Raw genomic sequence first — 25,458 nt, 5'->3', positions numbered from 1 at the left:
GGGGCCCGGTCCGGTCCGGCCCGCCGGGGCGCTTCAGCCCTTGGCGGGCGACCGCGGCGCGCCGCCCGCGTTCTGCCAGGGCCGGCAGAGCAGCAGGAAGCAGGCCACCGAGGACAGGGCGCAGACCACCTGGACCACGGCCATCGGCACGGCGGTGTGTTCCCCCGCGATCCCGACCAGCGGTGACGCGATGGCGCCGATGAGGAACTGGGTGGTCCCCAGCAGCGCGGACGCGGAGCCCGCCGCGTGCTTCGTGCGCATCAGGGCCTGGGTGTTGGTGTTGGGCATCGCCAGGCCCATGGCGGACATGAGCACGAACAGTCCGGCGGCCACCGGCAGCAGGCCGACCTCGCCGAAGACGCCGGACGTCATCAGCAGCAGGGCGATCGCCGCGACGGAGATGACGGTGAGGCCGAAGCCGAGCGCCTTGTCCAGGCTGACCCGCCCGACGAGCAGCTTGCCGTTGATCTGGCCGACGGCGATCAGCCCGATGGAGTTGATTCCGAAGAGCAGGCTGAAGGTCTGCGGCGAGGCCCCGTAGATCTCCTGGACGACGAAGGGGGACGCGCTCACGTAGGCGAAGAGCGCGGCGAAGGCGAGGCTGCCCGCGATCATGTAGCCGGTGAACACCCGGTCGGCCAGCAGCCCGCGCATGGTGCGCAGCGCGTCACCCACCCCGCCGGTGTGGCGCTGTTCCGGGGGAAGCGTCTCGTGGAGCCACTTCCAGACGACGAGGGTCAGCAGCACGCCGACGAGGGTCAGGACGACGAAGATCCCACGCCAGTCGGTGAACTGCAGTACCTGGCCGCCGATCACGGGCGCGATGACGGGGGCGACGCCTGAGATCAGCATCAGCGTGGAGAAGAACCGGGCCATCTCGTCGCCGTCGTAGAGGTCACGGACGACGGCCCTGGAGATCACGATGCCGGCCGCGCCGGCCAGGCCCTGGAGGAGGCGGAAGCCGATGAGGAGTTCCGCGGTGGGGGCCACGGCGCAGATCGCGGTGGCGAGCACGTAGACGATCATGCCGAGGAGCAGCGGCGTGCGCCGGCCCCAGCGGTCGCTCATGGGTCCGACGACGAGCTGGCCGAGCGCCATGCCGGTGAGGCAGGCGGTCAGGGTGAGCTGGACCGTCGCGGCCGGCGCGTGCAGCGCGTCGGTGACCTCCGGAAGCGCCGGGAGGTACATGTCCATCGAGAGGGGCGGCAGTGCGGTGAGCCCGCCCAGCACCAGCGTGACCAGGATCCCGGCCCGCCGTGCGGTGGTCGTGGAGGCGGCCGGGAGGCCCGGCGCCATGGTGGTGGAAATGGCCGGGACACCCGCTGCGGTGGGGGTGGCGGTGGCCTGAGCGCTCGGTTCGGCGCTCCTGCTGCTCGTCGGTATGTGTGCGTCTTCTTGCTGGGCCCGGCTCACGCCGCTGTCCGGCATCCTCGTCTCCGCTTCGTTGAAACCACATCTATGCTCTCAGGTCAGCTGTAGTGGTCGATACCTTTTTGCGTGGGAGCGGGCTGGCATGAGCGGGACTGTGCGTTGGGGTGTACTGGCGACGGGCGGCATAGCCGCGACCTTCACGGGGGACCTCCTGGCGATGAAGGACTCCGGTGCGGAGGTCGTGGCGGTCGCCTCACGCACGGAGGCCTCCGCGAAGGCGTTCGCCGACCGGTTCGGGATCGAGCGGGCGTACGGCAGTTGGGCGGAGCTCGTCGCGGACGAGAGCGTCGACGTGGTCTACGTCGCCACCCCGCACTCCGCGCACCGGGAGGCGGCCGGGCTCGCGCTGGAGGCCGGCAAGCACGTGCTGTGCGAGAAGGCGTTCACGCTCAACGAGCGCGAGGCGCGGGAGCTGGTGGGACTGGCCCGGGAGCGCGGGCTGTTCCTGATGGAAGCCATGTGGACGTACTGCAACCCCGTCATCCGCCGGATGACCGAGCTGGTGCGGGACGGCGCGATCGGTGAGATCCGCACGGTGCAGGCCGACTTCGGCTTCGCGGGCAGCTTCGGGGCTGATCACCGGCTGCGCGACCCCGCGCTGGGCGGCGGCGCGCTGCTGGACCTCGGGGTCTACCCGGTGTCGTTCGCCCAGCTGCTGCTGGGCGAGCCGGACCGGGTGCAGGCGGACGCGCTGCTGTCCCCGGAGGGCGTCGACCTGAACACCGGGATGCTGCTGGGCTGGGAGTCCGGTGCCACGGCGCTGCTGAGCTGCTCGATCGTCGGCGATCTGCCGACCGTCGCCTCCGTCACCGGCACGGCCGGGCGGATCGACTTCCCGCAGGGCTTCTTCCACCCGGAGAGCCTCGTCCTGCACCGGCCGGGCCGCGAGCCCGAGAAGGTCGTGACGGGCCCGGGGCCGCAGGGCCTCTCGGGCATGCAGTACGAGGCCGCCGAGGTGACGCGAGCCCTGCTGGCGGGCGAGAAGGAGTCCCCGCTGGTGCCGCTGGAGGGCTCGCTCGCCGTGATGCGGACGCTCGACGCGGTCCGTGACCGCATCGGCGTCCGCTATCCGGCGGACGCCCGCGCCTGACCTCGCGAGGGGGGGGCCGGGTCACGCGGGGGTGAGCCCCGGGTTCCCGGCCTCCGTCACGAAGGACCCGGCCGTGGAGACGGGCGCACCGGGCGTGGTGACGCCGGAGACCGTACGGAAGTCGGCGCGGGCCTCGTCCCTGCCGAGGGTGACGAGCGCGTAGCCGCGGCGGCCGTTGTAGAACTTCATGTGCGGATTGGCCTGGGTCAGGTTGTCCCAGTTGGCGGGCTTCTCGGCACCGTCCTTGCCGCTGGTGACCGAGGTGGCGACGATCTCGGTGCCGACGGTCCGGGAGGCCGGGTCGTCGAAGTCCTTCTTGAGGTCGAAGCCGTAGCCGACGTGCACGTCGCCGGTGAGGACCATCAGGTTCCCGATGCCGGCGGCCTCCGCGCCGTCCATGATCCGCTGCCGGGAGGCGGGGTAGCCGTCCCACGAGTCCATGGACAGCTTGTAGGCGTCGGACGGCACGTCGCGGCGCTGGGCGAAGGTGACCTGCTGCGGCAGGACGTTCCACCGGGCGTCCGAGCTCTTCCAGCCGTCGAGCAGCCAGCGCTCCTGGGCGGCGCCCGTCATGGTGCGCGACGGGTCCTCGGACTCCGGTCCGGGGACCTTCCAGCCGTCGCCGTACGCCTGGTTGCTGCGGTACTGGCGGGTGTCGAGGATGTCGAACTGGGCGAGCCGGCCGAACTCCAGGCGGCGGTAGAGCCGCATGTCGGGGCCGGTGGGGCGCTGCGGGGTGCGCAGCGGCTGGTTCTCCCAGTACGCGCGGTAGGCGGCGGCCCTGCGCAGCAGGAACTCCTCCGGCGGGACGCTGTTCTCCGGGGTGTCGCCCGCGTAGTTGTTCTCGGTCTCGTGGTCGTCCCAGGTGACGACGAAGGGGTGCGCGGCGTGGGCGGCGCGCAGGTCGGGGTCGGACTTGTAGAGGCCGTACCGCATGCGGTAGTCCTCCAGCGTGAGCGTCTCCCGGTTGTAGTGGTCCGGCAGGACCCGGTCGGTGTAGTTGCGGGCGCCGCCGACGGCGGTGACCGCGTACTCGTAGAGGTAGTCGCCGAGGTGGAAGACCACGTCGACGTCCTCGTCCGCGAGGTGCCGGTAGGCCGTGAAGTAGCCGTCGTGGTACGCCTGGCAGGAGACGGCGGCCAGGGTCAGCGCGCTGTTGCGGGCACCGCGGGAGGGTGCGGTGCGGGTGCGTCCGGTGGGGCTGGTCCAGTTGCCGGCGCGGAAGCGGTAGTAGAAGCCGCGGTCGGAGTCGAGGCCGCCGACGTCCACGTGGACACTGTGGCCGAATTCGGGGTGGGCCGTGGTGGATCCGCGCCGGACGATGCGCCGGAAGCGCTCGTCGCGGGCGATCTCCCAGCGGACCTCGACACGCTCGGCGGGCAGCCCGCCGTCGGCCTCGTAGGGGCGGGGCGCGAGTCTCGTCCACAGCAGCACGGATTCCGGCAGCGGGTCCCCGGACGCGACACCGAGGGTGAAGGGGTCCTCGGTGATCTTGCGCGCGTCGAGCTCGGCGGCGGCCGCCGTGCCCGCGCCGGGCAGGCCGGCGCTGAAGGCCAGTGCGGCCGCGGCGCCGGTGACCGTGAGGAACCGGCGGCGCCCCACACCGGACCCGAACCGGCGCGCGGCGGCGCGCAGCTCCTCGGAATGGCCGCCCTGGCCGGGCGTCCTGCTGATCTGTGCGGGTGTCATATGCCCCTCCCCTGCCGGATGTTGTCAGAGGCATTGGAGTGCGGGGCCACGACCAACCGTTGGCGGGTACACAACATCCTTATGGCGGTGCGATGAGCACCGGGTGCCGGCCGCCCCGAAACCTCCCGTACGCTGCCGGGCCATGAACGCTGAGCAGAGAATCGCTGTCGTCACGGGTGCGGGATCGGGGATCGGCAGGGCGGTCGCTCTCACTCTCACGGGTGCGGGCTGGACGGTGGCCCTGGCGGGCCGCCGGGCCGCCGCCCTGGAGGAGACGGCCGCCGCGGCCGGTCCGGGCTCCGCGGTGTGCCTGCCCACCGATGTGAGCGACCCGGACGGGGTGGCCGCGCTCTTCGCCGCCGTACGGGACCGGTTCGGCCGGCTGGACCTGCTCTTCAACAACGCGGGGACGTTCGGGCCGGGCTCCACCCCCGTCGAGGACCTCGCGTACGAGGACTGGCGGAGGGTGGTCGACGTCAACCTCACGGGGACGTTCCTGTGCGCGCAGGCGGCGTACCGTCTGATGAAGGAGCAGGACCCGCAGGGCGGCCGGATCATCAACAACGGCTCGATCTCGGCCCACGCGCCCCGCCCGCACTCCCTCGCCTACACGGCGACGAAGCACGCGGTGACCGGCCTGACGAAGTCGCTGTCGCTGGACGGCCGGCCGTACCGGATCGCCTGCGGGCAGATCGACATCGGCAACGCGGCGACCGACATGACGGAGCGGATGAGCACGGGGATCCTCCAGGCCAACGGCGAGGTCGCCGTCGAGCCGGTGATGGCGGCGGCCGACGTGGCGCGGACGGTCCTGCACATGGCGGAGCTGCCGCTGGAGGCCAATGTCCAGTTCGCGACGGTGCTGGCCACGGCCATGCCGTACGTCGGCCGGGGCTGACCGTTCCGCGCTCGTCCATGACCCGCCCCGGCCGCCGCCACCGCCCTGGCCTGCCCGTCGGGCCGGGCGGTGCGTTCCTGGACTCCTGCGTCCTGGAGCCGTGGGGCCGGGGAGCGGCCAGGGGGTGGCCCGGGGAGCCAGGCCCCGGACCCACCCCGCGGGGGATGCGGCTGACGACCCCCTGGGAATGCCCGCCCGCCCGCCTCGGTTGACCGCGACATGAGTTCACGTCCCCGCCCCCAGGTCCTGCGCTACACCGCCTTCTCCGCCGACCCCGACGGGGGCAACCCGGCGGGAGTGGTCCTGGACGCCTCCGGGCTCGACGACGCGGCGATGCTCGCCGTCGCGGCGGAGCTCGGTTACAGCGAGTCCGTGTTCCTCACCGCGCCCGACGGCCACGGCGGGCACACCGTCCGCTACTTCAGCCCTGAGGCCGAGGTCCCCTTCTGCGGCCATGCCACGGTGGCCGCCGCCATCGCGCTCGCCGAGCGGGAGGGGCCGGGCGACCTGGTGTTCTCCACCCCCGCCGGTACGGTCCCGGTCACCGTCACCCGCGAGGGCGGTGAGCTCCGCGCCACCCTCACCAGCGTCGAGCCCCACACCACGGACGCGGCCCCGGAGACCGTGGCGGAGGCACTCGCCGCACTGGACTGGCCGTCCGCCGACCTGGACCCCGCGCTGCCTCCGCGCGTGGCCTACGCCGGGGCCCGCCACCTGGTGCTGGCCGCCGCGACGCGCGAACGGCTGGCGGACCTCTCGTACGACTTCGCCCGTCTGAAGGCCCTCATGCACGAGGTGGACCTCACGACGGTCCAGCTGGTCTGGCGGGAGTCCCCCACGGTCTTCCACGTCCGCGACCCGTTCCCGGTCGGCGGCGTGGTGGAGGATCCGGCGACGGGCGCCGCGGCGGCCGCCTTCGGTGCGTACGCGCGCGAGCAGGGCCTCGTCCCGCAGGACGCGGTCCTCACCCTGCACCAGGGCGCCGACATGGGCCGACCCGGCACGCTCACCGTCGAGCTGCGGCCCGGTGACGTGCGGGTCCGGGTGAGCGGGACGGGGACCCGGATCGGCTGACGGGCGAGGCGGGCAGCTGCCCCGGGCCGGCCGAGGCCGTCGCTCCGGCCCCCGCCCTCCCCGCCCGTGCCCCGAAGCCGGGCTCCGGGCTCCGGGTCACCGCCCGGCACGAGTCCGCGAGCCCTGACCCCGCTCACGCGAGCAGGCGAGCGATCTCCGTCATCTGCTCCGGCTTCAGCGGCCCGTGGGCGAGGGCTCCGGCGTTCTCCTCGGCCTGGGCCACCGTCCGGAAGCCGGGGATCGGCACGGTCCGCCCGCTGCGCGCCCACAGCCAGCCGATGGCGCCCTGGGCGAGGGTGCGGCCGTCCGCGGTGAGCACCTCGCGGAGCGCCTCGACGCGCGGTGCCCAGTGCGCCGAGGGCACCCCGCCCGCCTCGAACCAGTGCAGCCAGGCGGGCGGGGTGGACCGGATGTCGCCTGCCGCCGCCCGCCGGCCGGGATCACGCGCCCCGGTGAGGAGGCCCATGGCCAGCGGGCTCCGGATGACGCTGAGAAGGCCCCGCTCCTCGCTGAGGGCCAGCATCCCGGGGGCGTCCTCCAGCACGTTGCAGGCGTGCTGGACGGCCGCGCAGTGCTCACCTCCGGCGAACAGTGCCGCGCGCTCCGGGTCGTCGGTGCTCCAGCCGTAGGCCCGGATCAGCCCTTCGGCCACGAACCCCTCGCAGGCCTCGCGCAGTTCGGCCGCCTCCTCGAACGGGGTGTCGCCCAGGTGCAGCTGGTAGAGGTCGATCCGGTCGGTGCCCAGCCTGCGCAGCGAGGCGATCAGCGCCTGACGCGCGTACGCCGGCGACCTGTCGGCTCCGTCCATCGTGCGCGCCCGCTCGTCGAACAGGTTGCCCCACTTGGTGGCGATCACGGCCTCGTCCCGCCGGCCCGCGAGCGCCCTGCCCAGCACGCGTTCGCTGTGCCCGGCTCCGTACACGTCCGCCGTGTCGAAGAATCCCACCCCGAGGTCGAGCGCCCTGCGGATCGCCGCCACCGACTCCTCGTCGTCGACCGCGCCCCAGCCGAGCGGGCTGCCGTCGGGCGTCGACCACTCGCCTCCGATCGCCCAGCATCCGAAGCCGAGCGCGCCGACCTCGATCCCGGTGCGGCCCTGTGTCCTCTGCTGCCAGTCCGTCTGTGTCTGCATGCCGACGGACGCTACGAGTTGGAGTGCACGAGAGGTCAAGCGCCGGCCACCCCGATCACGCACGGACCGCGGCGCCGTGCCGGGGCCGCCCGTCCTTGCGTGCGCGTACGGGCCGCCGGGCGACGGGGAGCCCGGCCACGTCGATCCGTCCCGTCCCTCCGCGCGTACGGGCCTGCGTCAGCCCGCGTACACGCCCGCCCTCGCCGCCACGGCCGCCGCTTCGGCCGCCCGGTCGGCGACCTCCTCGTCGAGGGGGTCGCCACTGGCCAGGAAGCGGTAGTAGAGGGGCGCCGACACGGCCCTGATCACCTCGCGGGCATCGGTGCCCTGAGGCAGCTCGCCCCGCCCGACCGCCGCCTCGACGCAGCCGGCCCACTCCTCGATGCGGACCGCGTAGAAGCGGTGCAGGGCCTCGGCAGTGCGGGCGTCGCACGTCGCCGCCGCGACGACGGCGGAGAAGAGCGGGCCCTGGCGCACATCGGTCAGCGTCCGTACCACCAGCCGCGCGTTGGCCCTGAGGTCGTCGTCCAGGGAGCCCGTGTCCGTGCGCGGGACGGACTGCTCCGCCATGTCCGTCAGCAGGTCGGCGACCAGCCCCGCCGTGGTGGACCACCGCCGGTAGACCGTCGTCTTGCCGACCTCGGCGCGGCGGGCGACATCGGCGAGATCGAGCCGGTCGAAGCCCTGCTCGACCAGCGCCTCACCGGCTGCGCGCAGCACGGACTCGCGCACCCGGGCCGTACGCCCGCCGGGCCGGACCGTGCCCGGCTCCACATCCTCAGCACCCATAACGGTCCTCCAGTTCCATTAAAGCCTCATCCCCTGCTACGGTGACACCACTCTAACGGAACCGCAGGACCGTTAGAGATCCCGAGGCTCCAGGAAGGGGCACCCATGTCCACATCCAGCAGCACGGCACCCGCCACCACGCCTTCCCGGGCAGCCCCGTCCACCCGCATGACCGCCCGTCAGAAGCTCGTGCTCGTCCTGCTCCTCGGCGCACAGTTCATGATCGCCGTGGACTTCTCGATCCTCAACGTCGCCCTGCCCGCCGTCGGCGACGGTCTCGGATTCTCCCTCGCCGACCTGCAGTGGATCGCCACATCCTTCGCCCTCGCCGCCGCCGGGTTCACCCTGCTGTTCGGGCGCGTCGCCGACCTCGTCGGCCGCAAGCGGCTGTTCACCGGCGGGATGGCCGTGCTCGGCCTCTCCTCGGCGCTCGGCGGGTTCGCCACCTCGCCCGAGGTCCTTCTCACCGCTCGCGTCCTGCAGGGTCTGGCCACCGCGGCCGTCACCCCGGCCGGACTCGCGCTGCTCACCACGGCGTTCAGGGAGGGCCCGCTGCGCGAGCGCGCCCTCGGCCTCAACGGCGCCCTGATGTCCGCCGGGTTCACGGCCGGAGCGGTGCTCGGCGGGCTGCTCACCGACCTGCTCTCCTGGCGCTGGGCCTTCTTCGTCAACGTCCCCGTCGCCGCGCTGGTGGTCGCCCTCGCCCCGTCCGTGATCACCGACTCGCGGCCGGCCGGGCGCCCGAAGCTCGACCTGCCGGGCGCCGCGACCGTCACCGGCGGCCTGTTGCTGCTCGTGTACGGACTGACGCGGGCGGGCGAGTCCGGCTGGACCACGCCCACCACTCTGACCGCACTGCTCGTGGGCGCCGCGCTCCTCACCGCATTCTGGTTCGTCGAGAAGCGGGCCGTCGCGCCCCTGGTCCCCGTGCGCATCCTGCGGCGGCGCAGCGTCGTCTGGGGCAACGCCACCGGGCTGATCGCCTTCGTCACCGAGACGTCCCTGGTCTTCCTGCTCACCCTCTACCTCCAGGAGGTCCTCGGCTACTCCCCTCTCGCCACCGGTCTCGCCTTCGGCGTCCTGGGCATCGGCACCGTGATCGGCGGCATGGCCGGCGGGCGCGCGGTGGGCCGGTTCGGCAGCCGGCGCACCATCGTCACCGGCGGTGCCGTCCAGGCCGCGGCCACCCTCTCCCTCGTGGCGCTCGGCACCTCCGGCGGCTGGATCACACTCCTGCTGGCCGCGACCTTCGTCGGCGGGGTCGGCAACATGCTGATGATCGTGGGCTTCATGGTGACCGCCACCTCCGGACTCCCCGACGAGGAGCAGGGCCTGGCCACCGGCCTGGCCACGATGACCCAGCAGGTCGGGATCACCCTGGGGATCCCCGTGATGAGTGCGGTCGTCACCGCACGGTCGGGGACGGACACCGGTCCTGGCGCGGTCCTGTCCGGCGTCTCGGCGGCGGTCCTCGTCAACGCGGCACTGGTCCTCGCGGGCGCCCTGCTCGCCGGGGCGTTCCTCGGCCGGACCGGCAGCCGGACATCCTCCGGGTGAGTCGGGCCGGGCGGCGGGACACGGGCGCGGCAGGATGGCGGGCATGGCACAACCGCTGACCGTCCCCAGCATGACCGCCGGAGCCGATTTCGTCCTGCGCCCCTGGGAGATGAGCGACCTGCCCCTCATCCGCGAGGCGGCGGGGGACGACTACATCCCGCTCATCACCACGATCCCCTCGCCCTACTCCGACGAGGCGGCCGAGGCCTACGTCAGACGCCAGTGGCACCGGGCGGCCGCCGGGACCGGGTACCCGTTCACGATCGCCCGCACCCGGGACCGGCGGCCGGTCGGCTCCATCGGACTCTGGCTCGCGGACGCGGCCGAGGGCAGGGCGTCGCTCGGATACTGGATGACGGCGCCGGCCCGCCGCCAGGGGGTCACGGGGGCGGCACTGCGCTCGGTCACCACCTGGGCCCTGCACGAGCTGCGCATCCCCCGGGTCCAACTGCTCGTCGAGCCCTGGAACACGGCCTCCGTACGGACCGCCGAGAGCGCGGGCTACCGGCGCGAGGGACTGCTGCGCGGCTGGCAGGAGATCGGGGGGAGCCGCCGGGACATGCTCATGTACGCCCGGCTGAACAGCGACCGTCCTTCCGGTGACCGGGTGCCCACCGGAAGCTGAACACGGGACGTTACGATCGCGGGCACCGCGGCAGGACCGCGGTGCCGCAGCCGCCGAGAACCCGGGAGAGCCGAACCTTGTCCGTACCCCGCGTCGGTGTGTCCATCGTGACCATGGGGGACCGCCCGCAGCAGGTCGAAGCGCTCCTGGCGTCGGTGGCCATGCAGGAGGCGCGGCCCTTCCGCGTGGTCGTCGTGGGCAACGGCTCCCCCCTTCCGGACTACGGCGCGTTCCCCGGCCTGGAGGACCTCGGCGGCGGCGTGACGGTGCTCGAACTGGACGAGAACCTCGGCTGTCCCGGCGGCCGCAACGAGGCGCTGGACGTCCTCGCCCGCTTCGGCGACGTGGACGTGGTGATCGAACTGGACGACGACGGTCTCCTGGTGGACAAGGACGTGTTCGGTACCGTCCAGGAGCTGTACGCCGCCGACCCGCGCCTCGGCATCGTGGGCTTCCGCATCGCCGACGAACAGGGCGAGACCCAGCGCCGTCACGTCCCGCGGCTGCGGGCCGGGGATCCCATGCGCGGCGGGCAGGTCACGGCATTCCTCGGCGGCGGCCACGCGCTCTCCATGGAGATGCTCGCCACCACCGGCCCCTGGCCGGCCGAGTTCTTCTTCACCCACGAGGAGACCGACCTGTCCTGGCGGGCGCTCGACGCGGGCTGGACGATCCTCTACGAGCCGGGCCTCCTGCTCCAGCACCCCAGGACGTCCCCGGCGCGGCACGCGGTCTACTACCGCATGACGGCCCGCAACCGTGTCTGGCTGGCCCGCCGCAACCTGCCCCTCCCCCTGGTCCCCGCCTACCTGGGCACCTGGATCCTGCTCACCCTCGCGCGCACCCGCTCGGCCTCCGGCCTGCGCGCCTGGGCGGCGGGCTTCGCCGAGGGGGTGCGCACCGGGTGCGGAGAGCGCAGGCCGATGCGCTGGCGCACGGTGTGGCGGATGACGCGCCTGGGCCGGCCGCCGGTCGTCTGACCGCCCAGCGGCCCCCTCCGGTCACCTCGGGCCGGCGGGCGCGGTCCACCGGTAGAGCACGTCCGGCTCCCCCTCCTCGTTGCGGCTGCCGTCGTCCCAGGCCGCGGCGACGAAGCCGTGACGCTCGTAGAAGGCGCGCGCACCGGTGTTGCGCTGGAAGGTGTACAGGCTCAGCTCGCCGCGCGAGGCCTCCTTCACACGCTCCAGCAGCCGCGTCCCGATGCCCCTCCGCAGGGCGTCCGGGCGCAGATAGAGCTGATCGAGCTCGTCCCCGTCCAGGGCGGCGAAGCCCATCAGCTCCCCCGCCTCCCCCTCGGCCACCCACACCTCGGTGCCGGGCAGCAGGACATGGGTGATCCAGGCGAGTGTGTCCTCGTCGCTGTGCACCCGCGCCAGACCGGGCAGCGCCGCGGCCCGTGAGGCGAGGAAGACACGGGTGATCTCCCCCGCGTCCTCGGTGGTCGCCGCCCGCAGCCGAACGGACATGTCCTGAGCCATCCTGTTCGCTCCCCCTCGCCGGTGAACGCACAGGTATACCAGGGGCACCCCCGGGCGTGTCAGCGGTCCGCCGGGAGCGGCGTCCGGTGCGCCGGAGGGCCCTCGGCGCCGCGCTCCGGGCGCCCGCTCGCGGGTACGCCCGGCCGCCCCGGAACTCGTGGACCGGGATGGTGTGTGACTCCGCTTCCGGGCCGGGAGGGGCGTTGCATAATGCGGCCTGAGGCAATGCCGACCGCCAACTCGAGGAGTACAGCTGTGGCACTGACCCGCAACGAACGAGAGCAGTTTCTGGCCGAACCGCACGTCGCAGCGCTGGCCGTGACCGCGACGGAGGAGGGACGGGCCCCGATCACCGTGCCCATCTGGTACCAGTACGAGCCCGGTGGCGACCTGTGGATCATGACGGGCCGCGACTCCCGCAAGGGGACCTCCATCGCCGCGGCGGGACGCTTCAGCATCATGGTCGAGCGCGTCGCGCCCACCGTCCGCTACGTCTCCGTCGAGGGGCCCGTCGTCGCCACGCTCCCCGCCACCCGGGAACAGCTGGTGGAGATGTCGTCGCGCTACCTCCCGGCCGAGAAGGTCGAGGGCTACGTCGACTTCGCCTGGAGGGAGCACGGCGAGCAGGTCGTCATCCACATGCGTCCTCAGCGCTGGCTCAGCTCCGACCTGGGCGCGGTCTGAAAGCACCGGAGTCGCGTGCTCGCAGTTCTGACGGCCCGTCACTCCCCCGCGTCAGGGAGGGAGTGACGGGCCGGTCTTCCGGCCGCACACAGCCGGCCGGCGACGGCCGGAACCCGCTGGAACCCGCTGGAACCCGAGAGCCTTCGACGACCCGGAACAGACCAAGGCAAACCTGGCCCAATAGCGGCATCTCATACGCCCCGGCACCCGGGGAAGCGCTGATTCCGCTGTGAGATTCTTCGTACCGATCTTGTGGCATAGATCGTTTAGGCTCTGGGCAGCCTCAGGGCGCCCATGATGAGCCATCAAATTGCGTCTCAAAATGGGCACTTCGAGTCAATGGGCGTCAATTCCGATCGCCCTGTCGCAGGGCGGGGGGCCTGTGAATCGTCTCAAGAGAGGATGCCAATGCCGCAGGACGTCACATTCGACCTCCCCTTCAAGGCCCCGGTGAGCGAGCACCTCGCTCACGCCCGCGAGCGCCACCTGCGCTGGGTCTGGGAGATGGGCCTGGTGCGCAGCCAGGCGGGGTTCGAGGAGTACCAGTCCTGGGACCTCCCCCAGGCGGCGGCCCGGACGTACCCGTACGCGTCCGCCGACGACATGGTCGTCCTGATGAACTGGTTCTCCCTGGCCTTCCTCTTCGACGACCAGTTCGACTCCGGAAGCCCTGACCGCGCGGACCGCATAGCGGAGGTCGCACGGGAGCTGATCGCCACCCCGCTGCGGCCGGCCGGGACCCCACCGCGCGTGATCTGCCCGATCACCACCGCCTGGACCGAGGTGTGGGCCAAGCTCTCGGATGGCATGTCCCTGACATGGCGGACGCGGTTCGCCGCTTCCTGGGGCCGCTTCCTGGTGGCGCACACCGAGGAGGTGGACCTCGCGGCCAGGGGCCGTGCCGGGACACTCGGCATCGAGGAGTACGCGGAGTTCCGCCGCCGTACCGTGGGCATCCACCACAGCATCGACGCCGGCGAGCGCAGCCGGGGCTTCGAGGTGCCGGCGCAGGTCCAGGCGCACGACCTGATGGTCAGGATGCGGGACCTGGCCGCGGACACGATCGGGTTCATGAACGACATCCACTCCTTCGAGCGCGAGAAGCGCCGGGGTGACGGCCACAACCTCATAGCCGTACTGCACCGGGAGCGCGGCGGCACCTGGGAGCAGGCCGCGGACGAGGCGTACCGGATGACCACGGAATGCCTCGACGAGTACCTCCGGCTCGAGGCGCACGTACCGGTGATGTGCGAGGAGCTCGGCCTCGGCTCCGAGCAGCGCGACCAGGTGCGGATGGGCGTGGAGGCCATCCAGCACTGGATCAGCGGCAACTACGAGTGGGCGCTGACCTCGGGCCGTTACGCCGCCGCCAAGGAGGGCCCGGCAGCGACGGCGGAGCTGGCGGGACGCGGGTCGCTGGACGACCTGCTCGCCGTCTGACGCGCCCCCTCCCGCCCGGCCTGGGGACGCGGCCGGGCGGGAGGGGGCACGGCCGGACTCAGCCGGGCTGCGGGGCGAACACGACCGGGAGGGTGTCCAGACGCGCTTCCCAGGTGGAGGCGGTCGAGGTGAGCTCCTCTGCGGGCACGGCGAGCCGGAGTCCGGGCAGCCGGTGCAGCAGGACGTCGACGGCCGTCTCGATGATGGCCTGGCCGATGTTCTGTCCGGGACACTCGTGCGGTCCGCCGCTGAACGCCAGGTGCGACTGGTTGCCGTGCACGGATACCCCGGAGTCGGGCCGGATGTCCGGGTCGAGGTTGCCCGCCGCGAGCCCGAGCACCAGCAGGTCGCCCTCCTTGATCTGTGTACCGCCGAGCTCGAGGTCCGCCGTGGCGAAGCGGCCCGGGAGGACCGCCAGCGGCGGGGTGTTCCACATGACCTCCTCGACGACCTCGGAGACGGCCCGCTGCCCGCTGACGAGTCCCGCGAGGCGGGAGGAGTCGGTGAGGACCAGCTCCAGCACCCGGGCCAGCAGATTGCTGGTCGTGGTGTGCGCGGTGATCAGCACCAGCCGCAGATGGCTGAGGATCTCGCCCTCGTCGAGTCCCGCGTCGTGGCCGAGCAGCCCGGTGGTGAAGTCGGGGCCGGGCTCGGCGCGCTTGCGCTCGGCGAGCTCACCGAGGATCTCCATGATGCGGTCGTTGTGGGCCATGGCGTCCGGCCCGCCCTTGATGACCTGGGCACAGGAGACGGCGAGGCTGCGGCCCTCGGCGGCCGGGAGCCCGAAGAGCCGCGTCAGCACGAGCATCGGCAGGTACTCGGCGTACTCGCCCACCAGGTCCGCGCCGCCCTTCTCCGCGAACGCGTCGATCTGCTTGTTCGCGAAGTGCGTGACGTGGCGCCGGATGCCGCGCCCCGCGAGGGTGTCCAGGTTGTCGGTGACGGCCCTGCGCAGCCTGCGGTGCGGCTCACCGTCCTGGGACACGCAGTCGGGGCGCCAGCCGAGCATCTGGATCAGCGGAGAGGTCTCCTCGACGCCCCCTTCGTTCCAGTCCCGCCAGATGCGCGAGTCACGGCTGAACTGGAGGGGGTTGTCGAGCACCCGCCGGCTCTCGCGGTAGCCGAGGACCATCCAGGCGCGGACGTCCCCCTCGAGGAGGACGGGCGCCACGGCTCCGTGTTCCTTGCGCAGCCGCCCGTAGATGCCCTGCGGGTCGACCGCCGCGTCCGGGCCGTACAGCCGGGTGGGGCCGCCGGCGCCGCCGTGCATGACGGGGCAGCCGCGGGTGGTGTCCGCGTCGTTCGCCGGGTGGTCGTCGGTCATCGGGGCTCCAGTGCGACGGCCGAGCGTTCCTTGAGGTGGCGTATCAGTGCGATCAGCACGTCCCGGCTCGAGGTCCGGTCACGGGCGTCGCAGGTCACGACCGGGGTGTGCTCGGGAATGTCCAGGGCGTCACGGATCTCCTCGACCGGGTGCTCCTTGGAGTCGGGGAACACGTTCAGGGCGATGACGAACGGGACGTCCTGCCGCTCCATCTCCTCGATGGCCCGGAAGCTGGAGGCCAGCCGCCGGGTGTCCACCAGGACCACGGCCCCCAGGGCCCCCTTGAAGAGGCCGTTCCACAGGAACCAGAACCGCTCCTGCCCGGGTGTCCCGAACAGGTACAGCACCAGCTCCTCGTTGATGCCGATCTTGCCGAAGTCGAGGCTGACGGTGGTCTGCTGCTTGTCCGCCACCCCGATCAGGTCGTCGACGTCCACGCTGGCCTGGGTCAGCGTCTCCTCGGTGGTGAGGGGCTTGATGTCGCTCACCGAGCGCACCAGGGTGGTCTTCCCGGTGCCGAACCCTCCGGCGATCATCACCTTCACCGAGCGGGTGCCGCCGCCCGCCGCGTGCCGGCCGGGATGGTCAAAGCCTTTGAAGTCCACTGAGTACCTCCTCAAGGAGCGCGAGGTCGGGCGCGCGGCCGGCTCCTGACGCCGGGATGGGATCGCGGGCCTCGACCCGGCCCGCGTCCAGCAGGTCGGCCAGGAGCACCGCGAGAATGTTGAAGGGCAATCCGAGGTGGGCGCCCAGTTCGGCCACCGACAGCGGATCGCGGCAGCGCCGGAGGATCTCCTCGTGCTCATGCTGCAGGCCGGGCTCGGCTGCGGCACGGGAGATGATGAGGGTCGCCACGTCCAGGGTCGACGCCGAACCGCCCGGTCCGCTGCGCCCCCCGGTGAGGACGTAGTAGCGCTCGAGACCGGGCGGGTCCGTGGGCCGGCGGGGACCACTCATCCAGAGTGCTCCTCCAGGCGCGGGCTGGTGCCGAGGAGCTCACCCATCCTTCGCGCCAGGTCCCTCATCTGATGGCCGAGCAGGCCTTGGTCGAGCCCTTCCCTGGCGAGCACCCCGAGGTACGTCTCCACACCGGCCCGCACGACGAAGAGGTGACCGCCGTCGACCTCGATCATCGCCAGCCGGAGCTGCCCCGCGTACGTGGGGAACTGCTCGGCGACGGGCTGGGCGAGCGCCTGCAGCCCCGCGACCACGGCGGCGAAGCGGTCCACGTCGTCCGGGTCCTCGGCTCCGTAGGACGTGATGGCCTTTCCGTCGCTGGAGGCCACGAGGGCGAAACGGATCTCGCGGATGCTCTCCGTCAGATCCCGGAGCGCCCAGCTCACGTCGGTTGCCTGTTGCGTCATGTGGACTAGTCGCTCTCTTCAGTGCGGTGGTACGCGCGGCCGGCGGTCGTCTCGCGTGCGCCCGGGCCGGCGTCGGCGGTCGTCGCCTCCGGCGGGGCGCTCTCGCGTCCGGCCGTGGCGAAGGCGGCGAGGCCGGCGAACGACGCGTCCGGCGGCACGGGGGCCATGGACTGCGTGGTCCGGCCGGCGTCGGCCGGCCGGGCCGCCGGAGTGTCGGTCCGCCTGCTCCTGCGTCGCGGCAGGCCGCCGGGCGTGGTGTCCATGGAATCGCCGGCTTCGGTGCTGTCCGCCGGTACGGCGGTCACAGCCGGCGCGGGGGCGGGCTCCGCCCTCTCCACGACGGGCCGGACCGGTTCGGTGACGGGGGCGGGCAGGTGGCTGAAGTACTTGTGGGGAACCACCACGACCACGGACGTACCGAGCCACGGCGAATCGGCGAAGGTGACGCGGATGCCGTAGCGGCGGGCCAGGGCCCCCACCACGCGCAGTCCGAGGTTGGCGTCCTCGGAGATGCCGCCGAGACCGGGGCCCTTCGAGGTGCCGGCGATGGACTGCGCCGCCTCACGCTTCCGCTCGTCGCTGAGCCCCTTCCCCGCGTCCTGGATCTCGATGCCGACACCGTTGGGCACCTCCTTGCCGGAGACGACCACGGGCTCGGTGGGCGGCGAGTAGCGGGCCGCGTTGTCCAGGAGGTGGGCGAAGATCAGGGTGAGGTGGTCGACCAGGCCGCCGTCGACGCCGAGTTCGGGCAGGTGGCGCACCTGGACGCGGTTGAAGTCCTTGATGCGGCCGATGCCGCCCCGGACCACGCTGAGCAGCCGCTGCGGCTCCTGCCACTGGCGTCCGGGCCGGTCCGAACCTCCGAGTACGCCGATGCTGGCGGCGAGGCAGTCGGCGGGGCCGATCTCCTGGTCCAGCTCCATGAGGCCCTGGGCGACCGCGGGCAGCCGCCCGTGCTCGCCCTGCATCTCGTGCAGCCGCCCGCGGAGCCGACCGGTCAGGACATGGATCCGGCTGCCGATGCCGACCACGGCCTGTTCGGCCGAGGTGGAGCGGTTCAGCTCCTCTTCCACTCCGAGCAGCGCGGTCCTCAGGACCTTGCGCAGCGCGGCGCGCAGTTCCGGACTCGCGTCGGGCTCCTGGCCGACCTCCGCCAGGATGTCGTCGATGGCCTCGCCGTCCCGCAGTCTTGCGACCGCTTCGGGGAGGTGGCTCTCACCGAGCCTGGCGACGACCGCCTGCTGGAGTCCGAGCCGCTCCTCCGCCTCGCGGGACCGTGCGGCGATGCCCGTCTCGTAGGACCGGGCGTGTTCGGCCAGCTGGGCCTCGAAGTGGGCCGCCTGCTCGCCGAGTCGCGCTTCGAGCGCCGAGCGCTCGGCCGCGAATCTCTGTTCCCGGCCCCGCCCGTCCGCGTAGCGCTGCTGGGAGTGCTCCGCCTGGGCGGACTGGAAGGCGGCGTTCGCACGGCGGAGTTGGGACCGGCTCCGGATGAGGAGCCGCACACAGACCGAGCCGGCGACGGTGACCGCCGCTCCCGCGAACGTGGCGGGTATCTGGACCTCGTCAGGTCCCGCCACCGCGGTGACGACGGTTCCCGCTCCTAAGGCCAGCGGCATCAGCCACCAGCCGAACCAAGCGACCGGAGCGCGTGCCGCCGGGGGTGGAGTGGCAAGTTCCATCTGCATCCTTCGAAAGCAACACTGTCGAACTGGGGGGAGCGATGCAGCCGCCGCTTGTGGGGAGCGCGCGCAGCAACGCAGCGACCGAGTGACATCGCGTCAACTCGCCGCGCCGCAGAGGAGCCTATCGGGTCAATGATCGAATTGATCAACCGTCCTCCGCGGACCGGAAGATATTCGATCAAGCTCTGGCCAGATCCTTGCGGCCGCGGCGGTGTGCGCCCTTGCGCGGCACAGGTCCACGGCGCCCCCGGCCGCCACGGGCCGGACACACCTGGCCGGAAGGGGCGGAAGCAGGCGCTCCGCGAAGGCCGGACGCCTGCTCCCGCGCTCGTCCCCCTTCAGCTGCCGTCGAGTTCCGCGCCCGTCCCCCCTTCAGCTGCCGTCGAGTTCCGCGCCCGTCCCCCCTTCAGCTGCCGCCGAGTTCCGTGCCCGTCCCCCTCAGCTGCCGTCGGGCCGGGGAACGAGACCGTCCGCGACCAGACCGGCGAGCACCGACTCGCCCAGGGCGTGCACCGCGGACTGCGGGCGGACCATCACGGTGAACTCCTTGATCAGGCCCGCCTCGTCGAACTGGAGCAGGTCGATGCCGTGGATCTGCTTGCCGTTCACGGTCGCCCGGAAGACGAGGATCGCCGACGGGAGGTCCCCGCCGCCTGCGCCGGCCTCGGCCGTGCCCTCGAAGTTCCCGACGTAGCGGAAGTCCTCGAAGGTGCGCAGCAGGACCCCGAAGAGCCCCAGGACCATGGGCCTGCCCTCGAAGGGGGTGAACTTCACCGGGCTGTGGAGGCGGATGTCCTCGGTGAACAGCTCCTCCAGCGACGCGAGATCCCGCTTCTCCACTGCGGCGCGGAAGCGTTCGACGGTCTCCATGACCCCTCCATGTACTCAAGAATGTGACTACTCAGATTCATGAGTATGATGAGGGGGCGGACAAGAAAAGGGAAGGGGCCCCTTCGATGGCCTTGCGACATGCCGTGCTGGCGGCACTGCTGGACGGCGAGTACAGCGGCTACCAACTGGCCAAGGTGTTCGACATCGGGGTCGCGAACTTCTGGCACGCCCTGCCCCAGCAGCTCTACGCCGAGCTGGCCAGGCTGGAGAAGGACGGGCTGGTCGCCGGGCGGCAGGTGATCCAGGAGAACCGGCCCAACAAGCGGCTGTTCCAGGTCACCGACGCCGGCCTCGCCGAGCTGGAGACGTTCGCCGCCGCCCTGTCGAAGCCCTCCTTCATCCGCGACGACCTGCTCGTCAAGGTCCAGGCCTGCGACCACATCGACATCGCCCCGGTCATCGAACAGATCGAGGAACGGGCGTCCGCGGCCGCGGCCAGGATCGAGCTGTTCGACACCCTGCTGCGGCAGATGCGGGGCGATGCGGACGAAGAGGAGTTCCTGGTCAGGGGCGAGCGGATCGGGCCGTACCTGACCTGCCTGCGGGGCCTCTCACTCGAGCGGGACACCCGGGACTGGTGCCTGCGGATCTCAGCCGTACTCCGCGAAAGGCGGACCGTTCATGAGCAGCGGTGAATACCTGCGCTACGTCGCCCTGGGCGACAGCCAGACCGAGGGGGTCGGCGACGGGGACGACCTCATCGGCCTGCGGGGCTGGGCCGACCGGCTCGCCGAGCACCTCTCGGCCATCGACCCCTCGCTGGAGTACGCCAACCTGGCCGTACGAGGACGTGTCGCCCGCCAGGTCCGCTCCGAGCAGCTGGGGGCGGCCCTGGCCCTGCGCCCCGACCTGGCCACCGTCGTCGCCGGGGTCAACGACCTGCTGCGGCCGCGGTTCGACGCGGAGGAGACGGTCGGCCACCTGGAGGAGATGTTCTCGGCGCTCACCGGGGCCGGGGCCCACGTGCTGACCCTGACGTTCCCCGACGTCGGGAAGATCGCGCCCATCGCCCGGCCGGTCAGGGGCCGGGTGTTCGAGCTCAACGCCGGCATCCGCGCCGCTGCCGCCCGGCACGGGGTCACGGTCGCCGAGGGGGCCGGGCACGCCGTCACCACCGATCCACGCCTCTGGAGCACCGACCGGCTCCACTCGAGCCCGTTGGGCCACGAGCGGATCGCCGCGGCCGCCGCCCACGCCCTTGGGCTGCCCGGAAGCGACGACGCCTGGGCACGTCCGCTGCCGCCGCAGGCGGTACCCTCCGGCCTGCGGGCCGCGGCGGCCGAACTGCGCTGGACGGCCGCGTTCCTCGGCCCCTGGCTGGGACGCCGCCTGCGCGGCCGCTCCTCCGGCGACGGCCGTACCGCGAAGCGGCCCCTGCTGCTGCCCATGGGCGGCGCTCCCGCCCCTCCTTCACCGGCGGACACAGGCCCGTAGGAACCGCCGCCGCCGGCCGGGGTGTTGTCAGTGCGCCCTCGTAGGGTGATCACATGACGCCGACGACCTCGCCGACCGCCCCGCTGCCGTCCGTGGCGGACTCCTGGGCCCGCATCGACGCCTGGCTCTCGGAGCACGCCCCCCTGAGCCGGGCACGGTTGATGCCGCCCGCGTCCCCGGAGGCGATAGCCGAGGCCGAGGAGCGCCTCGATCTCAGGTTCCATCCCGAACTCGTGGCCTCGCTCCGCTGTCACGACGGGGTCGAGCTGGAAGACGGCGCGCCGGTGTTCGGGCACTTCGGCCCGCTCGCCGGAGTGTCGGGAATCGTGGAGAACACACTGTTCCTCCGGTCCGTCGGCGAGGACGTCGAGGACGAGTACGACAACGGGGACGAGCACGACGCCGAGGACAGGCATGAACTCGACGCGTACTGGCGCCATGAGTGGCTGCTGATCACCCATGGCATCTGCTGGGACGCCCAGGACGGCCTGTTCCTCACCTGCCGCGGTGGTGACGACCAGGGTCGCGTGGGCCGCTACTTCAACGAGGACGTCCCGTCGTTCAGCGCGTGGCCCTCGCTGCGCGCCGTGCTGTCGGCGTTCGCCGACTCACTGGAACGGCGGCTGCCCGTGGGCGGCCAGGTCCCGCTGGCCGTCGACGGGGCGCTGATCTGGGAGGACGCCACGCGCACGGTGAAGGCGGCACCCACCTCGCCCCTCACCCTCGCGGACGCCGAACCCGAGCCGGAGCCGGAGCCCGCACGCCCGCAGCCGGAGCCGCCCCGGAGCGGGTCGTACGTGACGATCACCTTCGGGTCCTCCCCGACGCCCGAGCCGCCCCAGCCCGACCTGGTCTTCGCCGAGGGCATGACGGCGGAGGAACTCCTGCGGCGGGCAGGCGTGGTGCGGTGGGAAACCGTCCGCGACCGCTCGCACGCGCACGCCGAGCGATCGGCGGCGAGCCCTTGGGCGGCGTCCCGGCCGTTGGTGCGCGCGGGACGGAGTGGGGACTGGGGGTTCCTGGCACAGAGCACCGGGTCCCCGCAGCTGACCCGCCCGGAGGTACTGCGCAGGCTGGCCCGGGACACCCGGGTCGTCGCCGTGACCAAGAAGGGCCCCGAGGTCCGCCTCACCGTGTACGACCACGGCCTTCCGCATGCCGAAGGCGCGCAGGACCGCCTGGTGTCGTCCCCGCGGGAGGACTATGTGAGGCTCCCCGACGGCACGGAGGCGCAGTCGCTCGGCGTCGACCCCTGGCCGGGCTCGACCGCCGCGTACAAGGACTTCCTGGCCGGTCTGCGGGACGGGTTCGGCATCGAGTTCGACCTCGACCGCGCGCTCACCGACCCCCTGCCCAGTGGCCTGGTCCTCCCTGTCCTGGACGACTTCCCCGAGTGGTCGTGCCGGCCCCACACGGAGATCCGGAACTTCCCCCTGGGCGAACTGGTCGAAGGCACCCCCGCGCCTCGGCTGCGCGCGGCGATCACCGCGCAACTGCGCAGACTGGCCGCCGAGACGGGGCTCGACGCCTTCCCGGAGGTCGCGACGGTCCTGGCGGCCCTCGGCCGCGGCGAGACCCCCGAGCCGGCGGAGGACAGTGCCCTGGACGTGCGTATGCGGACGATCGTCGCCGAGGCCGCAGCGGCCCGTCCCGCGACGGAACCGGCCTGGCGAAGGCCCCGGGGCGCCCCCGAACTGCCCTTCACCGAGGAGGACTTCCGGGCCTGGCAGCTCCGTGCGGACGCGTCGGACACGCTGCGCCGCTTCCTCGCACTGCCGCTGCCGATCGCCACGGCTTCGGTCCTGCACCGCAGGCTCAGCGAGGACTGGCGCAGCGAGCTGGCCGAGGATCTGGCGGCGCGGTGACCACCGCGTCCCCCTGAAGCCCCTTCCGGGGAAGAGCCGGAGGGGGCAGACGAGTCGGGCTGTACGCCGGGTTCTGTCGCCCGGTCGCCTCGCGGCGGCCGGGGAGACGGCCATCCATCTAGGACCGGCATTGCTGCCGGTCTCGTGCGGTCTACCCGCGAACTCGGGCGGGCAGCCCTCGGACGTTCGCGCAGGAGCACCGGGGTGCTCCCTCTTGACCTTGCTCCGGGTGGGGTTTACCTAGCCGCCTGAGTCGCCTCAGGCGCTGGTGGTCTCTTACACCACCGTTTCACCCTTACCGGGAATCGAGATCCCCGGCGGTCTGTTTTCTGTGGCACTGTCCCGCGGGTCACCCCGGGTGGCCGTTAGCCATCACCCTGCCCTGTGGAGCCCGGACGTTCCTCGGGAGGATCCGGGGATCCTCACGCGGCCGTCCGCCCGGCTCGTCTGCCGTGGTGACCATGCTACCCGTCGGGGCGGGCCGTTCCGTGCGCCCGCCGCCCGCCGCCCCGCACGCGGGTGAGGCCGTCAGGCCGTGAAGGCGGTGATGCCCGCTTCCCAGGCCGCCGAGAGGTCGGCACCAGGGGGGAACCGGCCGTTGAGTTCCAGGACCACCATGCCGTGGGCGAAGGCCCAGGCCGCCCGGGCCCGGTCCTCGTCGCCCCCTGCCGCCCGGACCAGCGGGGCGGCGGCCGCGTCCGCGGCCGCCCCGTCGGGGAGGGTGCGTCCCATGGTGAGGAGGTACAGATGCGGGTGCGCCAGGGCGTAGGCGCGATACGCGGTGGCGAGCGCGGAGAAGGACCCCGGTGCCGCCGCCTCGGCTGCCGCCAGGACCCCGGCCGTCTCCCCGAGCATCTCGGCGGCCAGCGCCGCCACCACGGACGACTTGTCCGGGAAGTGCTTGTAGAGGGACGGCGCCTTGACGCCCACCCGGTCGGCGAGCCGTCGCATGGTGAGCGCTTCGGGGCCTTCGGCCTCCAGCAGGGCGCGCGCGGCGGCGATGATCTGCCGGGGGCGGCCGGGGGCGGAGGCTGTGGCGAGGTCAGTCACGCATAGGACCTTCCCTGGTACGGAGTCGCTACGCGGTCCGTAGCCGAGGACGCGATCGTACGAGAAGGGGACAAGACGGCCGTCAGGGACCATGCGAAGGCCAGGCCTCCCGCGACGGTCCGGCTGGCGGTACCGAGCAGGCCGGACAGGAACGAGGGGTCGGGAGGGCACGCAGGAGGTGGTGGCGACTCCAGGGGCGGGGACCACAGCGGCACCCAGGAGAAGCGGCGCGGCCGGGTCCGCGTGGACGACCCCATCGCCCGGTTCTCCGACTGCTCGGCCCGGTCGTCGCCCGGGACCCGCACCCCGGAAGCGCGCCCCCGGCCCGGCGCCCCCGGCCCGTACCCTTACCCGGGGGCCTCGCATGCGCGGAGCCCTGTGCCGCGTGTGAAGGAGAACCCCCGTGCTCGTGCTGTTGCCGCCCTCCGAAGGTAAGGCCGCCTCGGGGCGCGGGGCACCGCTGAAGCCGGAGTCGCTCTCCCTGCCGGGTCTCTCCGACGCGCGGGCCGCGATCCTCGACGAACTGGTCGAGCTCTGCCTGGCGGACGAGGAGAAGGCCCGCGGGGTGCTCGGCCTGAGCGAGGGACTGCGCGGCGAGATCGCGAAGAACGCGGAGCTGCGCACGGCCGGGACCCGGCCGGCCGGGGAGATCTACACCGGGGTGCTCTACGACGCACTCGGCCTGGCCACGCTGGACGCGGCGGCCAAGCGGCGGGCGGCGAAGTCCCTGCTGGTCTTCTCCGGACTGTGGGGCGCGGTGCGGGTGGGCGACCGGATCCCGTCGTACCGCTGCTCGATGGGGGTCAAGCTGCCGGGGCTGGGCGCGCTGAACGCGTACTGGCGCACCCCGATGGCGTCGGTCATGCCCGAGGCGGCCGGGGAGGGGCTCGTGCTGGACCTGCGCTCGTCCGCCTACGCCGGGGCGTGGAAGCCCGCGGGTGAGGTCGCGGAGCGTACGGCGAGCGTGCGGGTGCTCCAGTCCCAGGTGGTGGACGGGGTGGAGAAGCGGTCCGTGGTCAGCCACTTCAACAAGGCGACGAAGGGCCGGATGGTCCGCGACCTGCTGCTGGCCGGGGTCCGCCCGAAGGGCCCGGCGGAGCTGGTGGAGGCGCTGCGCGACCTCGGCCACACGGTCGAGGCACAGGCACCGGGGCGGGCCGGGCGACCGTGGGCCCTCGACGTGGTCGTCACCGAGATCCACTGAACCACTCCCACATTGCAACATGCGCAACGCGCGTTGCGCAGTGTGCGGTCCACGCGGCAGGATGGGCACCATGACCTCCTCCGCGCCCGCCGCCGTGTCCTCCTCCGTACTGGACCTCGCCCCCGTCGTCCCCGTCGTCGTCCTGGAGGACGCGGCGGACGCGGTGCCGCTGGCCCGCGCGCTCGTCGCGGGCGGGCTGCCCGCGATCGAGGTCACGCTGCGGACGGCCGCCGCCCTCGACGCGATCCGCGCGATCGCCTCGGAGGTCCCCGACGCCGTGGTCGGCGCGGGCACGGTGATCTCTCCGGCACACGTGAGGGAGACCGTCACGGCCGGGGCACGCTTCCTGGTCAGCCCCGGCTGGACGGACGCCCTCCTGGAGGCGATGAAGGCCTCGGGCGTGCCCTTCCTGCCGGGTGTCTCGACGACCTCCGAAGTGGTCGCGCTGCTGGAGCGCGGGATCACGGAGATGAAGTTCTTCCCGGCCGAGGCCGCGGGCGGCACCGCCTATCTGAAGGCGCTGTCCTCGCCCCTCCCCCAGGCGCGGTTCTGCCCGACGGGCGGCATCTCGCTCGCCTCGGCACCGTCGTACCTGGCCCTGCCCAACGTCGGCTGCGTGGGCGGGAGCTGGATGGTGCCCGGTGACGCGGTGGCGGCCAAGGACTGGGCGCGGGTGGAGCGGCTGGCCGCCGAGGCGTCGGCCCTGGGCCGCGGCTGATCCCCGCGGGCACTCCCAAGCACCCCCGGGCCCCCCGCG

Annotated in this window: 25 protein-coding genes and 1 other RNA gene; 13 read left to right on the top strand and 13 right to left on the bottom strand. The window is 72.7% G+C overall.

Annotation, left to right across the window (positions count from 1 at the left end; all coding sequences use genetic code 11):
* Positions 1-33: 33 nt before the first annotated feature.
* The gene (locus ACIRJR_RS12945) at positions 34-1,428 is read right to left on the bottom strand and encodes a Bcr/CflA family multidrug efflux MFS transporter (RefSeq protein ID WP_403778225.1); all 1,395 of its coding nucleotides are present in this window, start codon (positions 1,426-1,428) and stop codon (positions 34-36) included.
* A gap of 85 nt (positions 1,429-1,513) precedes the next feature.
* Between ACIRJR_RS12945 and ACIRJR_RS12940 the strand changes: the two genes are divergently transcribed.
* A complete protein-coding gene (locus ACIRJR_RS12940) occupies positions 1,514-2,521 on the top strand; it encodes a Gfo/Idh/MocA family protein (protein WP_403778222.1) in 1,008 nt (335 codons plus the stop codon).
* 21 nt (positions 2,522-2,542) lie between these two features.
* On the opposite strand, the gene ACIRJR_RS12935 is transcribed toward ACIRJR_RS12940, so the two are convergent.
* Positions 2,543-4,210: an alkaline phosphatase D family protein gene (locus ACIRJR_RS12935; protein ID WP_403778219.1), complete on the bottom strand. Its 1,668-nt coding sequence runs from the start codon at positions 4,208-4,210 to the stop codon at positions 2,543-2,545.
* A 142-nt stretch (positions 4,211-4,352) separates the two neighbouring features.
* On the opposite strand from ACIRJR_RS12935, the gene ACIRJR_RS12930 reads away from it, so the two are divergent.
* Together ACIRJR_RS12930 and ACIRJR_RS12925 are read left to right on the top strand one after the other, a co-directional pair.
* The gene (locus ACIRJR_RS12930; RefSeq protein WP_403778216.1) at positions 4,353-5,108 is read left to right on the top strand and encodes an SDR family oxidoreductase; all 756 of its coding nucleotides are present in this window, start codon (positions 4,353-4,355) and stop codon (positions 5,106-5,108) included.
* Between the two features lie 219 nt (positions 5,109-5,327).
* The gene (locus tag ACIRJR_RS12925) at positions 5,328-6,182 is read left to right on the top strand and encodes a PhzF family phenazine biosynthesis protein (protein WP_403778213.1); all 855 of its coding nucleotides are present in this window, start codon (positions 5,328-5,330) and stop codon (positions 6,180-6,182) included.
* A 133-nt stretch (positions 6,183-6,315) separates the two neighbouring features.
* Here ACIRJR_RS12925 and ACIRJR_RS12920 read toward each other — a convergent pair whose 3' ends face one another.
* Together ACIRJR_RS12920 and ACIRJR_RS12915 are read right to left on the bottom strand one after the other, a co-directional pair.
* Positions 6,316-7,314, bottom strand: coding sequence for an aldo/keto reductase (locus tag ACIRJR_RS12920; RefSeq protein WP_403778210.1), 999 nt, complete (start codon positions 7,312-7,314; stop codon positions 6,316-6,318).
* Between the two features lie 177 nt (positions 7,315-7,491).
* The gene (locus ACIRJR_RS12915; RefSeq protein WP_403778207.1) at positions 7,492-8,103 is read right to left on the bottom strand and encodes a TetR/AcrR family transcriptional regulator; all 612 of its coding nucleotides are present in this window, start codon (positions 8,101-8,103) and stop codon (positions 7,492-7,494) included.
* Between the two features lie 105 nt (positions 8,104-8,208).
* Between ACIRJR_RS12915 and ACIRJR_RS12910 the strand changes: the two genes are divergently transcribed.
* The 3 genes from ACIRJR_RS12910 (at position 8,209) to ACIRJR_RS12900 (ending at position 11,265) form a co-directional block, all read left to right on the top strand.
* A complete protein-coding gene (locus ACIRJR_RS12910; protein ID WP_403778204.1) occupies positions 8,209-9,660 on the top strand; it encodes an MFS transporter in 1,452 nt (483 codons plus the stop codon).
* 43 nt (positions 9,661-9,703) lie between these two features.
* Positions 9,704-10,285: a GNAT family N-acetyltransferase gene (locus ACIRJR_RS12905; protein WP_403778201.1), complete on the top strand. Its 582-nt coding sequence runs from the start codon at positions 9,704-9,706 to the stop codon at positions 10,283-10,285.
* Positions 10,286-10,362: 77 nt separating this feature from the next.
* Positions 10,363-11,265, top strand: a complete 903-nt coding sequence (locus tag ACIRJR_RS12900; RefSeq protein ID WP_403778198.1) for a glycosyltransferase family 2 protein — start codon at positions 10,363-10,365, stop codon at positions 11,263-11,265.
* Between the two features lie 21 nt (positions 11,266-11,286).
* Here ACIRJR_RS12900 and ACIRJR_RS12895 read toward each other — a convergent pair whose 3' ends face one another.
* Positions 11,287-11,763, bottom strand: coding sequence for a GNAT family N-acetyltransferase (locus tag ACIRJR_RS12895; protein WP_403778195.1), 477 nt, complete (start codon positions 11,761-11,763; stop codon positions 11,287-11,289).
* 255 nt (positions 11,764-12,018) lie between these two features.
* On the opposite strand from ACIRJR_RS12895, the gene ACIRJR_RS12890 reads away from it, so the two are divergent.
* Positions 12,019-12,447 (top strand): pyridoxamine 5'-phosphate oxidase family protein, encoded by a 429-nt coding sequence (locus tag ACIRJR_RS12890; protein WP_403778192.1) that lies wholly within the window; start codon positions 12,019-12,021, stop codon positions 12,445-12,447.
* 408 nt (positions 12,448-12,855) lie between these two features.
* Complete coding sequence (locus tag ACIRJR_RS12885; RefSeq protein ID WP_403778189.1) at positions 12,856-13,887, top strand: 7-epi-alpha-eudesmol synthase; 1,032 nt, start codon at positions 12,856-12,858, stop codon at positions 13,885-13,887.
* A 58-nt stretch (positions 13,888-13,945) separates the two neighbouring features.
* Here ACIRJR_RS12885 and ACIRJR_RS12880 read toward each other — a convergent pair whose 3' ends face one another.
* The 6 genes from ACIRJR_RS12880 to ACIRJR_RS12855 all read right to left on the bottom strand — a co-directional run bounded on the left by ACIRJR_RS12880 (position 13,946) and on the right by ACIRJR_RS12855 (position 19,127).
* On the bottom strand, positions 13,946-15,211 hold the full coding sequence (locus ACIRJR_RS12880) for a cytochrome P450 (RefSeq protein ID WP_403778186.1): 1,266 nt from the start codon (positions 15,209-15,211) through the stop codon (positions 13,946-13,948).
* The gene (locus ACIRJR_RS12875; protein WP_403778183.1) at positions 15,208-15,816 is read right to left on the bottom strand and encodes a GTP-binding protein; all 609 of its coding nucleotides are present in this window, start codon (positions 15,814-15,816) and stop codon (positions 15,208-15,210) included. The genes ACIRJR_RS12880 and ACIRJR_RS12875 overlap by 4 nt, the downstream gene beginning before the upstream one ends.
* Positions 15,797-16,168, bottom strand: coding sequence for a DUF742 domain-containing protein (locus tag ACIRJR_RS12870; RefSeq protein ID WP_403778180.1), 372 nt, complete (start codon positions 16,166-16,168; stop codon positions 15,797-15,799). The genes ACIRJR_RS12875 and ACIRJR_RS12870 overlap by 20 nt, the downstream gene beginning before the upstream one ends.
* Complete coding sequence (locus ACIRJR_RS12865; protein WP_403778177.1) at positions 16,165-16,575, bottom strand: roadblock/LC7 domain-containing protein; 411 nt, start codon at positions 16,573-16,575, stop codon at positions 16,165-16,167. The genes ACIRJR_RS12870 and ACIRJR_RS12865 overlap by 4 nt, the downstream gene beginning before the upstream one ends.
* A 5-nt stretch (positions 16,576-16,580) precedes the next feature.
* Entirely contained in the window at positions 16,581-18,254 is a 1,674-nt protein-coding gene (locus ACIRJR_RS12860; RefSeq protein ID WP_403778174.1) for an ATP-binding protein, read from the bottom strand.
* Between the two features lie 441 nt (positions 18,255-18,695).
* On the bottom strand, positions 18,696-19,127 hold the full coding sequence (locus tag ACIRJR_RS12855) for a nuclear transport factor 2 family protein (RefSeq protein WP_403778171.1): 432 nt from the start codon (positions 19,125-19,127) through the stop codon (positions 18,696-18,698).
* 86 nt (positions 19,128-19,213) lie between these two features.
* Between ACIRJR_RS12855 and ACIRJR_RS12850 the strand changes: the two genes are divergently transcribed.
* The 3 genes from ACIRJR_RS12850 to ACIRJR_RS12840 are packed head-to-tail and all read left to right on the top strand — an operon-like array spanning position 19,214 to position 22,447.
* Positions 19,214-19,783 carry a PadR family transcriptional regulator gene (locus tag ACIRJR_RS12850; protein ID WP_403778168.1) on the top strand — a complete coding sequence of 190 codons (570 nt, stop codon included), beginning with the start codon at positions 19,214-19,216 and terminating at the stop codon, positions 19,781-19,783.
* The gene (locus tag ACIRJR_RS12845) at positions 19,770-20,582 is read left to right on the top strand and encodes an SGNH/GDSL hydrolase family protein (protein WP_403778165.1); all 813 of its coding nucleotides are present in this window, start codon (positions 19,770-19,772) and stop codon (positions 20,580-20,582) included. Before ACIRJR_RS12850 ends, ACIRJR_RS12845 begins: the two co-directional genes overlap by 14 nt.
* A gap of 53 nt (positions 20,583-20,635) precedes the next feature.
* Complete coding sequence (locus tag ACIRJR_RS12840) at positions 20,636-22,447, top strand: SMI1/KNR4 family protein (protein WP_403778162.1); 1,812 nt, start codon at positions 20,636-20,638, stop codon at positions 22,445-22,447.
* Positions 22,448-22,493: 46 nt separating this feature from the next.
* Here ACIRJR_RS12840 and rnpB read toward each other — a convergent pair.
* Positions 22,494-22,893, bottom strand: an RNA gene (rnpB, locus tag ACIRJR_RS12835) — RNase P RNA component class A.
* Between the two features lie 82 nt (positions 22,894-22,975).
* Complete coding sequence (locus ACIRJR_RS12830; RefSeq protein ID WP_403778159.1) at positions 22,976-23,497, bottom strand: TetR/AcrR family transcriptional regulator; 522 nt, start codon at positions 23,495-23,497, stop codon at positions 22,976-22,978.
* Between the two features lie 403 nt (positions 23,498-23,900).
* On the opposite strand from ACIRJR_RS12830, the gene yaaA reads away from it, so the two are divergent.
* Positions 23,901-24,701: a peroxide stress protein YaaA gene (gene yaaA, locus ACIRJR_RS12825; protein WP_403778156.1), complete on the top strand. Its 801-nt coding sequence runs from the start codon at positions 23,901-23,903 to the stop codon at positions 24,699-24,701.
* 70 nt (positions 24,702-24,771) lie between these two features.
* Positions 24,772-25,419, top strand: a complete 648-nt coding sequence (gene eda, locus ACIRJR_RS12820) for a bifunctional 4-hydroxy-2-oxoglutarate aldolase/2-dehydro-3-deoxy-phosphogluconate aldolase (RefSeq protein ID WP_403778153.1) — start codon at positions 24,772-24,774, stop codon at positions 25,417-25,419.
* The last annotated feature ends 39 nt before the right edge of the window (positions 25,420-25,458 follow it).

Source organism: Streptomyces sp. NPDC102402 (assembly GCF_044765765.1).
Lineage (GTDB): Bacteria > Actinomycetota > Actinomycetes > Streptomycetales > Streptomycetaceae > Streptomyces.
This window is presented reverse-complemented; position numbering and strand designations above follow the sequence as displayed.

Excerpts from the sequence above, each read along its gene's own strand:
- ACIRJR_RS12865 (WP_403778177.1), bottom strand. The coding sequence starts at position 16,575 with ATGACGCAACAGGCAACCGACGTGAGCTGGGCGCTCCGGGATCTGACG.
- ACIRJR_RS12870 (WP_403778180.1), bottom strand. The coding sequence starts at position 16,168 with ATGAGTGGTCCCCGCCGGCCCACGGACCCGCCCGGTCTCGAGCGCTAC.
- ACIRJR_RS12895 (WP_403778195.1), bottom strand. The coding sequence starts at position 11,763 with ATGGCTCAGGACATGTCCGTTCGGCTGCGGGCGGCGACCACCGAGGAC.
- ACIRJR_RS12885 (WP_403778189.1), top strand. The coding sequence starts at position 12,856 with ATGCCGCAGGACGTCACATTCGACCTCCCCTTCAAGGCCCCGGTGAGC.
- ACIRJR_RS12855 (WP_403778171.1), bottom strand. The coding sequence starts at position 19,127 with ATGGAGACCGTCGAACGCTTCCGCGCCGCAGTGGAGAAGCGGGATCTC.
- ACIRJR_RS12840 (WP_403778162.1), top strand. The coding sequence starts at position 20,636 with ATGACGCCGACGACCTCGCCGACCGCCCCGCTGCCGTCCGTGGCGGAC.
- ACIRJR_RS12945 (WP_403778225.1), bottom strand. The coding sequence starts at position 1,428 with ATGCCGGACAGCGGCGTGAGCCGGGCCCAGCAAGAAGACGCACACATA.
- ACIRJR_RS12880 (WP_403778186.1), bottom strand. The coding sequence starts at position 15,211 with ATGACCGACGACCACCCGGCGAACGACGCGGACACCACCCGCGGCTGC.
- ACIRJR_RS12850 (WP_403778168.1), top strand. The coding sequence starts at position 19,214 with ATGGCCTTGCGACATGCCGTGCTGGCGGCACTGCTGGACGGCGAGTAC.
- eda (WP_403778153.1), top strand. The coding sequence starts at position 24,772 with ATGACCTCCTCCGCGCCCGCCGCCGTGTCCTCCTCCGTACTGGACCTC.
- ACIRJR_RS12920 (WP_403778210.1), bottom strand. The coding sequence starts at position 7,314 with ATGCAGACACAGACGGACTGGCAGCAGAGGACACAGGGCCGCACCGGG.
- ACIRJR_RS12940 (WP_403778222.1), top strand. The coding sequence starts at position 1,514 with ATGAGCGGGACTGTGCGTTGGGGTGTACTGGCGACGGGCGGCATAGCC.
- ACIRJR_RS12910 (WP_403778204.1), top strand. The coding sequence starts at position 8,209 with ATGTCCACATCCAGCAGCACGGCACCCGCCACCACGCCTTCCCGGGCA.
- ACIRJR_RS12935 (WP_403778219.1), bottom strand. The coding sequence starts at position 4,210 with ATGACACCCGCACAGATCAGCAGGACGCCCGGCCAGGGCGGCCATTCC.
- ACIRJR_RS12845 (WP_403778165.1), top strand. The coding sequence starts at position 19,770 with ATGAGCAGCGGTGAATACCTGCGCTACGTCGCCCTGGGCGACAGCCAG.
- ACIRJR_RS12925 (WP_403778213.1), top strand. The coding sequence starts at position 5,328 with ATGAGTTCACGTCCCCGCCCCCAGGTCCTGCGCTACACCGCCTTCTCC.
- ACIRJR_RS12915 (WP_403778207.1), bottom strand. The coding sequence starts at position 8,103 with ATGGGTGCTGAGGATGTGGAGCCGGGCACGGTCCGGCCCGGCGGGCGT.
- ACIRJR_RS12905 (WP_403778201.1), top strand. The coding sequence starts at position 9,704 with ATGGCACAACCGCTGACCGTCCCCAGCATGACCGCCGGAGCCGATTTC.
- ACIRJR_RS12860 (WP_403778174.1), bottom strand. The coding sequence starts at position 18,254 with ATGGAACTTGCCACTCCACCCCCGGCGGCACGCGCTCCGGTCGCTTGG.
- ACIRJR_RS12930 (WP_403778216.1), top strand. The coding sequence starts at position 4,353 with ATGAACGCTGAGCAGAGAATCGCTGTCGTCACGGGTGCGGGATCGGGG.